At 61.7% G+C, this 13,441-nt stretch carries 13 protein-coding genes; 7 read left to right on the top strand and 6 right to left on the bottom strand.

Annotated features, from left to right (window positions below):
* Positions 1 to 24: 24 nt before the first annotated feature.
* Both CRO59_RS13435 and CRO59_RS13430 read left to right on the top strand, forming a co-directional pair.
* Positions 25 to 840 (top strand): gamma-carboxygeranoyl-CoA hydratase, encoded by an 816-nt coding sequence (locus tag CRO59_RS13435; RefSeq protein ID WP_097088166.1) that lies wholly within the window; start codon positions 25 to 27, stop codon positions 838 to 840.
* Positions 840 to 2,789 (top strand): acetyl/propionyl/methylcrotonyl-CoA carboxylase subunit alpha, encoded by a 1,950-nt coding sequence (locus CRO59_RS13430; protein WP_097088167.1) that lies wholly within the window; start codon positions 840 to 842, stop codon positions 2,787 to 2,789. Before CRO59_RS13435 ends, CRO59_RS13430 begins: the two co-directional genes overlap by 1 nt.
* Positions 2,790 to 2,828: 39 nt before the next feature.
* Here CRO59_RS13430 and CRO59_RS13425 read toward each other — a convergent pair whose 3' ends face one another.
* Positions 2,829 to 3,488: a LexA family transcriptional regulator gene (locus CRO59_RS13425; protein WP_096795671.1), complete on the bottom strand. Its 660-nt coding sequence runs from the start codon at positions 3,486 to 3,488 to the stop codon at positions 2,829 to 2,831.
* 131 nt (positions 3,489 to 3,619) lie between these two features.
* Between CRO59_RS13425 and CRO59_RS13420 the strand changes: the two genes are divergently transcribed.
* On the top strand, positions 3,620 to 3,958 hold the full coding sequence (locus CRO59_RS13420; protein ID WP_097088169.1) for a DUF6124 family protein: 339 nt from the start codon (positions 3,620 to 3,622) through the stop codon (positions 3,956 to 3,958).
* Between the two features lie 165 nt (positions 3,959 to 4,123).
* Here the strand turns inward: CRO59_RS13420 and CRO59_RS13415 are convergent, their stop codons facing one another.
* Positions 4,124 to 4,342 (bottom strand): hypothetical protein, encoded by a 219-nt coding sequence (locus tag CRO59_RS13415; RefSeq protein WP_097088216.1) that lies wholly within the window; start codon positions 4,340 to 4,342, stop codon positions 4,124 to 4,126.
* 97 nt (positions 4,343 to 4,439) lie between these two features.
* Here CRO59_RS13415 and CRO59_RS13410 point away from each other — a divergent pair, with 97 nt between their 5' ends.
* Together CRO59_RS13410 and CRO59_RS13405 are read left to right on the top strand one after the other, a co-directional pair.
* Positions 4,440 to 5,591 carry a M14-type cytosolic carboxypeptidase gene (locus tag CRO59_RS13410; protein ID WP_097088171.1) on the top strand — a complete coding sequence of 384 codons (1,152 nt, stop codon included), beginning with the start codon at positions 4,440 to 4,442 and terminating at the stop codon, positions 5,589 to 5,591.
* 149 nt (positions 5,592 to 5,740) lie between these two features.
* Entirely contained in the window at positions 5,741 to 6,940 is a 1,200-nt protein-coding gene (locus CRO59_RS13405) for an MFS transporter (protein ID WP_097088173.1), read from the top strand.
* On the opposite strand, the gene CRO59_RS13400 is transcribed toward CRO59_RS13405, so the two are convergent.
* Positions 6,937 to 7,482, bottom strand: coding sequence for a cytochrome b (locus tag CRO59_RS13400; protein WP_027614614.1), 546 nt, complete (start codon positions 7,480 to 7,482; stop codon positions 6,937 to 6,939). The genes CRO59_RS13405 and CRO59_RS13400 overlap by 4 nt on opposite strands.
* Positions 7,479 to 8,573, bottom strand: a complete 1,095-nt coding sequence (locus tag CRO59_RS13395; RefSeq protein WP_097088175.1) for a catalase family peroxidase — start codon at positions 8,571 to 8,573, stop codon at positions 7,479 to 7,481. The genes CRO59_RS13400 and CRO59_RS13395 overlap by 4 nt, the downstream gene beginning before the upstream one ends.
* A gap of 157 nt (positions 8,574 to 8,730) precedes the next feature.
* Between CRO59_RS13395 and CRO59_RS13390 the strand changes: the two genes are divergently transcribed.
* Both CRO59_RS13390 and CRO59_RS13385 read left to right on the top strand, forming a co-directional pair.
* Positions 8,731 to 9,237, top strand: a complete 507-nt coding sequence (locus CRO59_RS13390) for an RNA polymerase sigma factor (RefSeq protein ID WP_097088177.1) — start codon at positions 8,731 to 8,733, stop codon at positions 9,235 to 9,237.
* Positions 9,234 to 9,989, top strand: coding sequence for an anti-sigma factor (locus CRO59_RS13385; RefSeq protein ID WP_097088179.1), 756 nt, complete (start codon positions 9,234 to 9,236; stop codon positions 9,987 to 9,989). The genes CRO59_RS13390 and CRO59_RS13385 overlap by 4 nt, the downstream gene beginning before the upstream one ends.
* A 124-nt stretch (positions 9,990 to 10,113) precedes the next feature.
* Here the strand turns inward: CRO59_RS13385 and CRO59_RS13380 are convergent, their stop codons facing one another.
* The gene (locus tag CRO59_RS13380) at positions 10,114 to 11,085 is read right to left on the bottom strand and encodes a spore coat U domain-containing protein (protein WP_096795677.1); all 972 of its coding nucleotides are present in this window, start codon (positions 11,083 to 11,085) and stop codon (positions 10,114 to 10,116) included.
* Entirely contained in the window at positions 11,082 to 13,439 is a 2,358-nt protein-coding gene (locus CRO59_RS13375; protein WP_097088180.1) for a fimbria/pilus outer membrane usher protein, read from the bottom strand. Before CRO59_RS13375 ends, CRO59_RS13380 begins: the two co-directional genes overlap by 4 nt.
* Positions 13,440 to 13,441: the final 2 nt, after the last annotated feature.

The raw sequence follows: 13,441 nt of genomic DNA, 5'->3' as shown, positions 1-13,441 counted from the left end.
CAAGAACCGTGGAGACGGAAGAATATGAGCGACTTCAACACCCTCGAACTGCAGAGCGACCCAAGGGGTTTCGCCACCCTGTGGCTCAATCGTGCGGAAAAGAACAACGCGTTCAACGCCGAAATGATCCGCGAACTGATTCTGGCATTGGACAAGGTTGCCAGCGACGCCAGCCTGCGTTTCCTGTTGGTGCGCGGGCGTGGCAAGCATTTCAGCGCCGGCGCCGATCTGGCGTGGATGCAGCAATCGGCCGAACTCGATTACCACACCAACCTGGACGATGCCCGCGAACTGGCGGAGCTGATGTACAACCTCGCCAAGCTGAAAATCCCGACCGTGGCCGTGGTGCAGGGCGCGGCGTTCGGCGGCGCGCTGGGGCTGATCAGTTGCTGCGACATGGCAATCGGCGCCGATGACGCGCAATTCTGTCTGTCGGAAGTGCGCATCGGCCTGGCGCCGGCGGTGATCAGTCCGTTCGTGGTGCAGGCCATCGGCGAACGTGCCGCGCGTCGTTATGCGCTGACTGCCGAGCGCTTCGGCGGGCAGCGTGCGCGAGAAATCGGTTTGTTGTCCGACAGCTACCCGGCTGCCGAACTCGATCAAGCGGTCGAGCAATGGATCGACAATCTGCTGCTCAACAGTCCGGCCGCGATGCGCGCCAGCAAGGATCTGTTGCGCGAAGTCGGTAACGGCGCGCTGACCCCGGCGCTGCGCCGCTACACCGAAAACGCCATCGCGCGCATCCGCGTCAGCCCTGAAGGCCAGGAAGGCTTGCGCGCCTTCCTGCAAAAACGTGCACCGAGCTGGCAAACCGCAACCACCACCAAGGAGCCGCGTTGATGAGCGCACCTGTTCTCACCACCCTGCTGGTGGCTAACCGTGGCGAAATCGCTTGCCGGGTCATGCGTACCGCAAAGGCCTTGGGCCTGACCACCGTCGCCGTGCACAGTGCCACCGACCGCGAAGCGCGGCACAGCCGGGAGGCGGATATCCGCGTTGATCTCGGGGGCAGCAAAGCCGCCGACAGTTATCTGCAAATCGACAAGCTGATCGCGGCGGCCAAGGCCAGCGGCGCGCAGGCGATTCACCCGGGGTACGGTTTCCTGTCGGAGAATGCCGGCTTCGCCCGTGCCATTGAACAGGCCGGGCTGATTTTCCTCGGCCCGCCCGCTTCGGCCATCGACGCGATGGGTAGCAAATCCGCAGCCAAGGCGCTGATGGAAACCGCCGGTGTGCCGCTGGTGCCGGGCTATCACGGCGAGGCGCAGGATCTCGAAACCTTCCGCGATGCCTGCGCACGCATTGGCTATCCGGTACTGCTCAAGGCCACGGCCGGTGGCGGCGGCAAAGGTATGAAAGTGGTTGAGGACGTCAGCCAACTGGCCGAAGCGCTGGCCTCGGCGCAGCGTGAGGCGCAGTCGTCGTTTGGCGATTCGCGGATGCTGGTGGAGAAATACCTGCTCAAGCCGCGTCACGTGGAAATCCAGGTGTTCGCTGACCAGCACGGCAGCTGCCTGTACCTCAACGAGCGCGATTGCTCGATCCAGCGCCGGCACCAGAAGGTCGTCGAAGAAGCCCCGGCCCCGGGCCTGACCCCGGAACTGCGCCGCGCCATGGGCGAAGCGGCCGTGCGTTCGGCGCAGGCGATCGGTTACGTCGGTGCCGGCACCGTCGAGTTTCTGCTCGATGCGCGTGGCGAATTCTTCTTCATGGAGATGAACACGCGCTTGCAGGTCGAGCACCCGGTCACCGAAGCGATCACTGGCCTCGATCTGGTGGCGTGGCAGATTCGTGTGGCGCGCGGTGAAGCGCTGCCGATCACCCAGGATCAGGTGCCGCTCAATGGCCATGCGATTGAAGTGCGCCTGTATGCCGAAGATCCGTCGAATGATTTCCTGCCCGCCACCGGACGTCTGGAGCTTTACCGTGAATCGGCCGCCGGACCGGGGCGTCGGGTGGATAGCGGGGTTGCAGAAGACGATGAAATTTCGCCGTTCTATGACCCGATGCTCGGCAAGCTGATCGCCTGGGGCGAGGATCGCGAGCAGGCGCGCCTACGGCTGTTGAGCATGCTTGATGAGTTCGCGATTGGCGGCTTGAAGACCAACATCAACTTCCTGCGGCGGATCATCGCGCATCCCGCGTTTGCCGCCGCGGAGCTGGATACCGGGTTTATTCCGCGTTATCAGGAAACGCTGCTGCCCGCTCCGGGTGAGCTGAGCGATGAGTTCTGGCAGACCGCAGCACAGGCTTTCGCGCAGAGTCTGCCGGGCGCTGTTCGGACGGATGACCTGGGTTCGCCGTGGGCGTTGAACAGCGGGTTGCGCGCAGGGTTGCCGGCGGAAGTCACCTTGCACTTGAGCTGCGAAGGTCAGGATCGGGCGTTGACCTTGGGCAGCACCGACAACGCCAAACTGTCGGATGAAGCATTGGTCGTCGAGCACGATGGCGTACGTCGCACCTTGCGCGCCATTCGTCAGGGCGATTCGCTGTACCTGCAATGGGAAGGCGAGTTGCGGCGTATTCAGATGTTCGACCCAATCAGCGCCGTCGACGCCAGCCACAGCCATCAGGGCGGTCTGACTGCGCCTATGAACGGCAGCATCGTGCGGGTGTTGGTGGAGGCCGGGCAATCGGTCGAGGCCGGTGCGCAACTGGTGGTGCTGGAGGCGATGAAGATGGAGCACAGCATTCGCGCGCCCCATGCGGGAGTGATCAAAGCGCTGTATTGCCAGGAAGGCGAAATGGTCGGCGAAGGCAGCGCTTTGGTGGAACTGGAAGCCGAGTAAATGGGAGATCGATCCTACGCCGAGCGAGGATCGATCTGACTAGAAACGCGCCGTGGCCTGAACCACCACGCCGATGATTCGACACTCATCGGTGAACAGGGCTTTGGGCCAGGTCGGATTGAGCGGTACCAGATAACGCTGGCCGCCCTCTTCGTCGAGCTTGCGGAAGATCGCTTCGTCGCAGCCCTGCCACTGGGCGATCACCAGTTTGCCGGGCAGCGCCTCCACCTCCGGGTCCACCAGGATCAGCATGCCTTCGGCGATGCTCTGACCTGAAGGTGCGGTCATCGAATTTCCCGTCACGGTCAGCCAGAACGCTGCGCCACGGGCGTGATAGTCCGTCAGTTCGAAGCGCTGCTTGTCATGCGTCGGGGCGTAAGCGGCGGTTGCACTCTCGCGCGATTCGCACGGCGTGTGCCAATCGCTGACCGGATAGCGGAAATACGGGTTGTACTTCTGCGCCAGCGGCATCTCGTCATCGTCGGTCTCCTGCGGCTCGCGAATCACCAGCACCACTTCAAGGAAGTCCATCCCCAGCGCCTGCAATACGCGGTTCATTTCCGTAATACCCGGCTCGCGACGTTTGTTCAGCCAATGGCCGATCCCGCCCTGGGACATGCCGACGCGCTCTCCGAGCTCTGTTTGAGTGATTTTGAGTTCACTCATCTTGGCCTTGACCAACTCAATCCATTTATCCATGTGCGGCACCTTACTTGCCCCGCCTTCGGCCGGCAAAACACATATTGTAGTATTTAAATCCTCGTCACAACTACGCATCGTACTATGCTGGAAGCACGGACTTTCAATCGAACAAGGAGTGCCCCTTCACCATGAATATCAGCAGCAAAGACTTGCCCGATCTGCAAATGGACACCACGTTCACCTCCCCTCAAGGCAACGCGGCAGCGCAGCGAGCACTGGACTATTACTTGAAACCAGCTGTTTCAGAACCCGAGGTCGACGAGCGATTTTTCAATGTAAAACGCCATCTCAGCGGCGAAGAGGCCCTCGTGCACGCGTCGGATCTGTTGCGCTGCGCAGCCGCCACCGCCTTCAAGGCAGCCGAAAACCTGCAGGGCGCGAGCCGCGACCTGGCATTTTCGGTGGTGCATATGGTGGATATGGCGCGGGCGATGGTCGACCATTCAATTGATGGCGAACAGCTCTGACGGACACGGGAAGCGGACGGACAGAAAAGAATTTTCCGATCGCGCAGATAAAAACATTTGACTTGCAAATGATAATGATTATTATTGCAAGCAGCTGGTCGCGAGATCAGTCGATGGACCAGAGACCTTAGGTCGGTCTTCTGGACTATCTCCTCATCAGGCTAATCACGGTTTTTGACCCGGCTTTTTGCCGGGTCTTTTTTTGCCCGTTTTTCGGGCTTGTGGCTTCAGGCTAATGAAGTCTTTGGGTGCTGCAAATTCGATGGCGCGGATAATATCAAAAGAATATCGCTTGGCAAGCAAAGCCCGGCCCGATTGGGGCAAACTAATGACAATTAGCACTTGAGAATCAATCGCACAGTCTCTAAGCTGCTTGCGCGTCACGGAAGACGCCCCCCACCGCAACCCGCAATTTCCCTCGGTTTCAGCCCTGTCTTGCGTGTAAAGTAGCCGCCATAAAAATCATATTCAGGAACCGATTATGACCGTGGCCAAATCTTCGTTCGACATCAGCGCCAACTTCGACAGCGGCAACATTCAAGTCATCGACATCTCCAATCCGCTCAACCCGGTTCTGGCCATTCGCCCGGATACCCGGAGCGCGCATTTTCAGTGGTTCCACTTCAAGGCCAGCGGCCTGCACGTTGGCCAAGAGCATTGGTTTCGTCTGAATAACGCCAGCCAATCCTCGTACAACAAAGCCTGGACCGGTTATCAAGCCGTGGCGTCCTACGACCATGTCAACTGGTTCCGCGTACCAACGATTTTCGAAGGCGACTGTCTGCGCTTCTCCCTCGAAGCCACGCAGACCCACGCCTGGTTCGCCTACTTCGAACCCTACAGCCGAGGTCGTCACGACTGGCTGATCGAGCAAGCGCTGACCAAGGCCGGCACCGAACTGCTGGCCACCGGCAAAAGCGTCGAGGGTCGTGACATTCAGCTGCTGCGCAAGGGCAGCGGCGCCGAAGGCCAGCGCAAAATCTGGATCATCGCGCAACAGCACCCGGGCGAACACATGGCCGAATGGTTCATGGAAGGCGTGATCGAACGCCTGGAGCGCCACGACGACCCGGTGCTGAACAAGCTGCTGGCCAGCGCCGATCTGTATCTGGTACCGAACATGAACCCGGACGGCGCCTTCCACGGGCATTTGCGTACCAACGCCATGGGCCAGGACCTGAACCGCGCCTGGCAGAGCGCCAGTCAGGACATCAGCCCAGAGGTACTTTTCGTACAACAGCAGATGGAAAAGTACGGCGTCGATCTATTCCTCGACGTACACGGTGATGAAGAAATTCCCCACGTGTTCACCGCCGGTTGCGAAGGCAACCCGGGTTACACGCCGCGCATCGAGAAGCTCGAAGAGCATTTCCGCACGCACCTCAAGCACACCACGAAAGACTTCCAGACCAAATATGGCTACACCCGCGACGAACCGGGTCAGGCCAACATGACCCTGGCCTGCAACGCGGTCGGCCAGAAATACGACTGCCTGTCGCTAACCCTGGAAATGCCGTTCAAGGATCACGACGACCATCCGAACAAAGAAACGGGCTGGTCGGGCAAGCGCTCGAAACAGTTGGGCAAGGACGTGCTGACCACCATCGCCGACATGGTCGATACCCTGCGCTGATCCCTCCCCCGCTCCCCCCAAAGATCGCAGCTGTGTCTGCGATCTTTTTTTTGCGCAATCAAACGCCATGACCAACAAGGTTGCAAATTAAAACCAGAATGCTTACCGTGATTCTGGTTTTAATTTGAAACCCAAAAAGGAAACAGGGCATGCAACCTCAACCTCTCAAAAGCAGCGTGGTGCTGCTGTTTGCCGTCGCCTGTGGACTGGCGGTGGGCAACGTGTATTACGCGCAGCCGCTGCTGGACGCCATGGCCGATGCCTTCGCCATGTCACCGGCAACCATCGGCATCGTCATTACCCTGACGCAAATCGGCTATGGCATCGGTCTGGTATTGCTGGTGCCACTCGGCGACCTGCTCAACCGACGGCGACTGATCGTCACCCAGACCCTGCTCTCGGCCGCCGCGCTGTTGATGATCGCGCTGGCACCCAGCAGTGTGTGGTTGCTGCTCGGCATGACCCTGACCGGTTTGCTCGCGGTGGTGACGCAAGTGCTGGTGGCCTACGCCGCGACCCTGGCGATCCCGGCGCAACGCGGCCGGGTGGTCGGCGTCGTCACCAGCGGCATCGTCGTCGGCATTCTGCTCGCGCGCACCATTGCCGGGGTCATGGCTGATCTGGCGGGTTGGCGGGCGATCTATCTGCTGTCGGCGGGGCTGACGCTGCTGATGGCACTGCTGCTGTTGCGCGTCTTGCCCAGGGATGAAGCCGCGCAGCCCGCAAGCCGTTACGGCGCGCTGATCGCTTCGGTATTCAGCCTGTTCAGGCAAGAGCCGGTGCTGCGCCAACGGGCGATTCTCGCGCTGCTGACCTTTGCCAGCGCCATGGTGCTGTGGACGCCGATGGTGCTGCCGCTGGCCGCCCCGCCGCTGTCGTTATCCCATAGCGAAATTGGCCTGTTCGGCTTGGCCGGCGCCGCCGGTGCACTCGCCGCCGCGCGCGCCGGACATCTGGCTGATCGCGGTCTGGGCCAATGGGTCAGCGGTCTGTCGCTGCTGCTGATGCTCGCCTCGTGGCTGCCGATCGCCCTCACCCAGTCCTCGCTGTGGGCGCTGTTGCTCGGCGTGATCACCCTCGATCTGGGCTTGCAGGCCGTGCACGTCACCAGCCAGAGCATGATCTACAGCGTACGCCCTGAAGCGCAAAGCCGCCTCACCGCCGGCTACATGCTGTTCTATTCGATCGGCAGTGCATTGGGTTCGATTACCTCGACGGCGATGTACGCCTGGGCCGGCTGGATCGGCGTGTGTCTGCTTGGCGCCGTTATCAACGCAGTGGCGCTGGGTTATTGGTGGCTGACCCTGAGAAGTGGCGCACCGCAGCGGTGCGCCACACAGACGGGTTAATCGCGATCGCGACCGCGCAACATGCTGTCGAGCACCTCGTCGCGACGCACCCAACCATGGAACAGTGCCGCTGCCAGGTGCAACAGCACGGTCAGGAACAACAGGTACGCCAGATAGCCATGCGCCTTGCGCAGCAGGGCAAACACTTGCGCATCGGCCGGCAGGATCGACGGCAACTGCAAGGTATTGCTGAGCATCACCGGCTCCCCGGACGCACTGATCATCGCCCAACCGAGCAGCGGCAGCACCAGCATCAAGGCGTACAACAACACATGCGAAGCCTTGGCCGCCATCACCTGCCAGCCCGGCAGATCCGCCGGCAGCGGCGGCTGTCGAGTGGAAAACCGCACCAACAGACGCACGACCACCAGCAGCAGAATCGCGATCCCCAGCGGTTTGTGCAGATGAATCAGCCATTCATGCCGCTGTGAAACCGAAGTGACCATGCCGGCGCCAATGAACAACATGGCGATGATCATCAGCGCCATCAGCCAGTGCAGCAGCCGCGCCAGCAGCGCGAAATGAGTCGGTTGCGTGCTCATGGGCGAGCCTCCTGTCTGGCGGCGGGCAATTGGCTGACTTCACTGGTGCGCCGTAGATAAGAATCGGCGTAACCGGCGGAACGCGCCGCGAGCAGCGGGTCGTCGGAGCCTTCGATCCCGGCTGGCAGCACCAGCGGATCGTAGTTGATGTCGCGGCATTCGCCGCTGAGCTGCGGCTGAGTCTTCTCCAGCACCAGCGTGCCGGCGTTGATCACCTTGCGACCCTCGGGCCAGGTTTTGCTGGCATCGTTCACCGGATCACCGGGGTTGGCCAGGGTGATATTCAACTGCCAGCGCAACGGTCCCTCGGCCAGGCGCTGCACCAGATCCTTTTCGAGAAAATCCGCGCCCTCCGGCGCCGAGGCTCCGGCGGCATCGCGCGCCAGTGGCGTGACACTCCAGCGCACCGCCTGCTTCTGCCCACTGGCGTTGACCAGATAGAACGCATTCACGCTGTTGTAGGTTTCAGTGGCATAGCTGGCCGACGGTTTGGCGGTCTTCACCCACGTCAGAAACGGCACGGCTTCCGGGTGCGCGGCAAAGAATGCCGGCACTTTCGACGGATCCGGTTTACCCGTGGCCGGATCCGGAGACTGCGCCTGCTGCAACTGATAGAACGCCTCGGGGGTGCCAACCGGGAACACCGGCATGCTGTTCATCCCGGTGCGCCATTGCTGACCGTTGGCCTGGGTGAAACGCAGCGCGAGACTGCGGATCGGCACGCTGCTGTCCGGGGCGTAGGGATTCCCTGCCGGCAATGCGAAGCGCCCGACCACCGGAGTCTGCGCCTCGTTGAACACCTGCGCCGAAGAAAACGCCCGCGCCTCGCCACTGCTCTCGAAATGCCCGATCACGCACACGCCCTTGGCGTGGTTGCGCCGGAACCCGGGATGCACGCCGTTGTTTTTCTCCAGCACATCGACCAGCGCCTTGGGCGTCAGACGTTGTGGGTCAAGGTTACCGTGCACGTAGGCAAACGCCCCGGCCACTGCGGCAACCACCACGGCAATCGCCGTCAGGCGCAACACTGTGCTCGCGGCACTCAAGGGCGGGCGCGACGACCTGCCCGGCGGTGAAGTGCGATCAACCATGAATAACTCCAGGGCCATCGGCCACAAGTAGGAAGAATCAGCAAGACGCACCCCATCAGGATTTATTCCATAGCCCGGTATTTATTTTTCCGAACGTGGAATAACCTCGAACGGCAGACGTCTCCCTAGTCCACAGCGTAGTGACTAGTAGAAATTCATGAGCGAATTCGACGAACAGTTGAGAGAAATCATTCCCAGATTGCGCCGCTTTGCCGTGTCGTTGACCCGCAACAGCAGCAGCGCCGACGATCTGGTGCAGGCCAGCCTCGAGCGGGCCCTGTCCGGCTGGAGCGCGAAACGCGCCGAGGGTGATGCGCGCGCATGGCTGTTCGCGATCCTCTATCGGCAGTTTCTCGACGCCCATCGGCGCTCGCGTCGTTATGCGCGGATGCTCGAATTCTTCACCGGTCGCGACGACGCCGAACCCTCGACCGAGCGTACCGTGATCGCCCAATCGACCCTGCAAGCCTTCGATCGCCTGCCCACCGAACAACGCGCGCTGTTGCTGATGGTCTCGGTCGAAGGCCTGAGCTACAAGGAAGTCGCGGACATCCTCGACGTCCCCACAGGCACGGTGATGTCGCGCCTGTCCCGCGCCCGCCAGGCCTTGCGCCAGCTCAGCGACGGCGAAATCAGCAGCCCTTCTTTGCGGATACTCAAATGATCAGCATGCCCCCCAGCGAGCGCGACCTGCACGCGTACGTCGATCACCAACTCAACGAAGCCGACCGGCGTCTGGTCGACACCTGGCTGACCACTCACCCGGAAGCCGCCGCGCAGGTGCGCGCCTGGCAGCACGACGCCCAGTTGTTGCGCGCAGCCCTGGGCGGTGCCTTGCAGCAACCGGCCAATCCGGAACTCGATCCGACGCTGATTCGCCAGCGCCTCAAGCGTCAGTCGCGTCGTCACCTGGCCAGCGCGGCGGTGTTGCTGATCGCGGTCGGCATCGGCGGTTTCAGTGGCTGGCAGGCGCGGGAAATGACCCTGGTGCGCTCATCCACACTACCGATGACCGATGCCTTGCAGGCCTATCGTTTGATCGCCCAGCAAGGGATATTACCGGCGGACTACAAGGTCGACACTGACGGCGACATGCAGCATTGGCTCGACCGCTATTTCACCCGGGCCAGTCGCTTGCCGGATCTGAAATCCGCCGGTTTCGAACCGGTCAGTGGCCGCCTGCTCAGCACCGATGAAGGCCCGGCGGCGATGGTGGTGTATGAGGATCGCAGCGGCCACAAGGTCAGTTTCTACGTGCGGCCACCGGGGCCGAAGAACACCTTCCTGCCACGCGGCAGTCGCAGCGACGGCGATCTGCAGGCCGATTACTGGTCCGGTGGCGGGTACAACTATGCGATGGTCAGCCCGACGGATTCGCCGGCGGTACAGCAATTGAGGCAGTCACTGCCATTGTGAAAACTGCGCCAATCCCCCTGTGGGAGCGGGCTTGCTCGCGAAAGCGGTAGATCAGTCACCATCATTGCTGAATGACACACCGTATTCGCGAGCAAGCCCGCTCCCACAGGGGTCATCGTATGAGTCAGAACCCTACATCGAGCACCACATTGTCCAAATACGTCCCCGCCGGCGGTGTGGTCTGATCGGTGTAGATCTTCGCGTTGTAGTTGAAGATCTGGCTCCCGGTGCCCAGACCATTTCCTGGATTGACCTCGGCGTCAGTGCTCGACCGGCGCGCACTGCCGACACTGCCCCAACGAGTAGTCCCGGCGCTTTTGAAGATGTCGTAGGCCAGATAATTACTTCCGGAAATCATCCGCCGCCGACCGCCGACACTGACCGGGTTCTGTCCGTCGCTCAAACCGACGGTGTAGGCGCTGCCCTTGGTACAGGCCAGATTGATGGTCTGCCCGGTCACCGGGGTAAAAGCGCTGATCACCGGTGCGCTGCCGAAGGCAATGTTCGGCGCAGTAATCGTGCAGTCGTTGGACACGGTCAGGTTCACCGTCAACGTCGCGGTACCGCTATTGATGTCGCGCCCCAGACAAACACTGCCGATACCGATCCCGGAGCAGTAATTCCAGTTCCAGAAAATGCTCAGGGTTTCCGTATAAACCCCGGCGGCGACGTTACTGCCAATGGTCGTGCCCAGATACAGCGGCACGGTTTTCGGGGTGGTGCCGTTGAGCAATCCCAAGGCATCGATAATGCCGTTACGGGCGAAGTCGAAGGCGCTGCCACGGGTGACCGGGTAGCTGGTGCTGTTGTTGGCGTAGATCGTGTAGCCGATGACGTCGCCAGTCGGCCCGAGCAAACCACTCTGGGTCGAGGTGATGGTGGCGTAGAAATGGTCGTTGCTGGTCAGCAATGACAACAGCGAACCGGTACAACTCAACCCGGCATTGAGCGTGGAACTGGGCTGCGTCGTGGTGCGCACAGCAATCGAACTGATCGAACCGAACGCCGCCGGCGTGGTGCTGACCACCGAGCACAAGGCCTGCGCCATCCCCGGCAACAGTAACGCCAGACACAGGCAAATCCGCGCCGCGTTCATTGGCACACCAACGGGCCGATCAGCGGCACCTGGCTTTGCTGCATGTCCACGGCGAATTGCGCGTTGCAGGTCTTGCCGTCGGCCAGCGTCACCTGCAACGAGTTCTGCGCCTGGAGGTTTTCCAGATAGACCAAGCCGTCCCAACCGACCACCGTGCGCGCGCCACTCTGCTCGTGCAGCACGCCCGCGCCCAATGGCAATTCACGCTGCTGCGCATCCACCAGCACAATACTCGCAGCGATCACCCGGGTCAGTGGAAACTCCAGTAAATAACCGCTGCCACGGCGTACGGCGATGCGCTGTTCGACGTTGGGGCTGCGCACGTTGGCCGGCAGATTCAGCGGATCGATTTCGTATTTGCCGCGGTAGTACGCGCTGCTCCACGGCACCAGCAAGTGGCCGTTTTTATCGGTTTGACCGACCTGCTGGTTTTCGTAGCGCACCGGAATGTCGGCGAAACCCTCGGTGCTGACCACCACAAACGCGTCGTCGATGCGATTGGCGGCGAACACTTGGCGGTCCATCCACACCAGCGAGCCACTGGCATCGGCCCAACGGGTCTCGGCGTCGGACGTGCCGTAGACCCCGGCCTGCAACTGCACCGATTGCAGACGCCAGGTCACGTCGGCCTGGCGATAGTCTGGACCGTCACCCTTGGCATACCCCAGATTGAAACCGACACCGCCCTCGGTCGGCACCGAACGACTGTAATTGACCCGCTGCTGACTCTGCCCGGTCTTGCTGCGCTCGCTGCTGATCGCCAGGCTGCCGCGCAGATCGAACGGGATCACCAGTTGCGCCTGCACTGCCCAGTGGCTATCGCCGATCTCGCGATTGGCCGACAGATAGAGGCTGCTGTTGCGCCACAGCGGCTTGCTCCAGCTCAGGTTGAGCAGACGCGTGCGCGAATCGTCCGCCGCGCGCACGTCGAAATAACCGGCACCGAGGCTGCCCCAGCGCTCTAGGTTGACGCTCAGGGTCGCCTGCTCGCTGCGCCGGCTGAGGCTGATATAAGGGCTGTCGATCACGCTGAGGTCGGCGTACTGATCGCGGCGTTGCAGGCGCTGCCAGGAAAAACTGTAGCGCTGGCTGCTGTACTGATAACCGAGACTCAACTGCTCGCCGCCGTCGCCGTCGAATCGGCTCTGACTGATGGCGCTGTTGAGTACGCCGAAATTGCCCAGACGCCAATTGCCGCCGATCCCGCCGAGGGTCAGCGAGTCAGCCGCTTCGGCGTGGCTTTCCAGGGTGAAGCTGTCGCTGACACCATAGCGCAGGCTGCCGGAAGTCACGCCAGGGCCATAGCTGAAGTCCTTCAAACCGTAATCGCGGCGCAACGTACCGGCCGCCACCGAGAAATCACTCAGGCCTTTTTGCAGCAGACTGCTGGTGACATAGAACGGCACCGTGGTCGACACCTGCCGCCCCAGCGCATCGGTGGTCACCACCACGGCCTCACCGGCGCCGTTGATGAAGGGAATGTTGGTCAGGGTATACGGACCCGGTTGCAGGTCGGTGCTGCTCGACTTGTAGCCGTTGATGAACAGATCCACCGACGACGGCACCGCGGCCTCACCGGCGAACTGCGGCAACGGATAGGTGACCAGATCCGGACGCACGGCAAAGTCCCGCGAGAACTGCACACCGCCCAGACGCACCGAGTTGCTCCACGGCAAGGCGCCGCTGATCACGTCCCCGCCCTCGTAGGTGAGCATTCGCTCGTCGTCGGAGTAACGCCAGGTGGTGTCGTAGCGCAGGAAGCCGTTGTCCAGTGTGCTGACCGAATCGCCGGACAAGGTGCGCCGGTACTGCCCGGTGTTGGACAACGTGCCCCAGCTATCGAACAGCCGCACCTCGTTCCACGCCGCCAGATAAGTGCCGGCATCGTCGGTGTCGTTGAGGTACAGGTCATAGTTGAACAACGCGCCGAAACTGCTCAGCGCCGGGGTGCGCGGATAGTTCTCGCGATTACCGATGAACTGATCCGGCAGCCACTGCGGTGGCACCACCAGCAGCAGGCGCTGGCCGACACTGTCGTATTCGCTGTGCAGTCCAGGCAGGCCGTCGAGATCAACTTCAGCACCAGGATTGCCCGGCAGTTTCATCCCGGTTTCAGCCAATACGCTGGCCGGCAAAAACAGATGCCCGTCACGTTGCTGCACCGCCACCAACCGCCCGGTGTTCATCTGATTGACCACCAACTCCAGAAACAACTGTGCATCACTCACGGCCTCCATGCCGCTGGGCGGTGGCGGTAGTTCGCCGGCCTCGGATGGTTGCACGAACATCAGGCAACACGCGCCGGTCATGAGCCACAACGGACGCTGAATACGACGAGCCCATCCCGGGCTCATAC

This window comes from Pseudomonas sp. LAMO17WK12:I5, assembly GCF_900215165.1.
Classification (GTDB): Bacteria; Pseudomonadota; Gammaproteobacteria; order Pseudomonadales; family Pseudomonadaceae; genus Aquipseudomonas; species Aquipseudomonas putida_A.
Note: the sequence above shows the minus strand (reverse complement) of the source record. Positions and strands in the feature narration are given on the sequence as shown.

Excerpts from the sequence above, each read along its gene's own strand:
- CRO59_RS13430 (WP_097088167.1), top strand. The coding sequence starts at position 840 with ATGAGCGCACCTGTTCTCACCACCCTGCTGGTGGCTAACCGTGGCGAA.
- CRO59_RS13385 (WP_097088179.1), top strand. The coding sequence starts at position 9,234 with ATGATCAGCATGCCCCCCAGCGAGCGCGACCTGCACGCGTACGTCGAT.
- CRO59_RS13405 (WP_097088173.1), top strand. The coding sequence starts at position 5,741 with ATGCAACCTCAACCTCTCAAAAGCAGCGTGGTGCTGCTGTTTGCCGTC.
- CRO59_RS13390 (WP_097088177.1), top strand. The coding sequence starts at position 8,731 with ATGAGCGAATTCGACGAACAGTTGAGAGAAATCATTCCCAGATTGCGC.
- CRO59_RS13410 (WP_097088171.1), top strand. The coding sequence starts at position 4,440 with ATGACCGTGGCCAAATCTTCGTTCGACATCAGCGCCAACTTCGACAGC.
- CRO59_RS13435 (WP_097088166.1), top strand. The coding sequence starts at position 25 with ATGAGCGACTTCAACACCCTCGAACTGCAGAGCGACCCAAGGGGTTTC.
- CRO59_RS13420 (WP_097088169.1), top strand. The coding sequence starts at position 3,620 with ATGAATATCAGCAGCAAAGACTTGCCCGATCTGCAAATGGACACCACG.
- CRO59_RS13425 (WP_096795671.1), bottom strand. The coding sequence starts at position 3,488 with ATGGATAAATGGATTGAGTTGGTCAAGGCCAAGATGAGTGAACTCAAA.
- CRO59_RS13400 (WP_027614614.1), bottom strand. The coding sequence starts at position 7,482 with ATGAGCACGCAACCGACTCATTTCGCGCTGCTGGCGCGGCTGCTGCAC.
- CRO59_RS13380 (WP_096795677.1), bottom strand. The coding sequence starts at position 11,085 with ATGAACGCGGCGCGGATTTGCCTGTGTCTGGCGTTACTGTTGCCGGGG.
- CRO59_RS13395 (WP_097088175.1), bottom strand. The coding sequence starts at position 8,573 with ATGGTTGATCGCACTTCACCGCCGGGCAGGTCGTCGCGCCCGCCCTTG.
- CRO59_RS13375 (WP_097088180.1), bottom strand. The coding sequence starts at position 13,439 with ATGAGCCCGGGATGGGCTCGTCGTATTCAGCGTCCGTTGTGGCTCATG.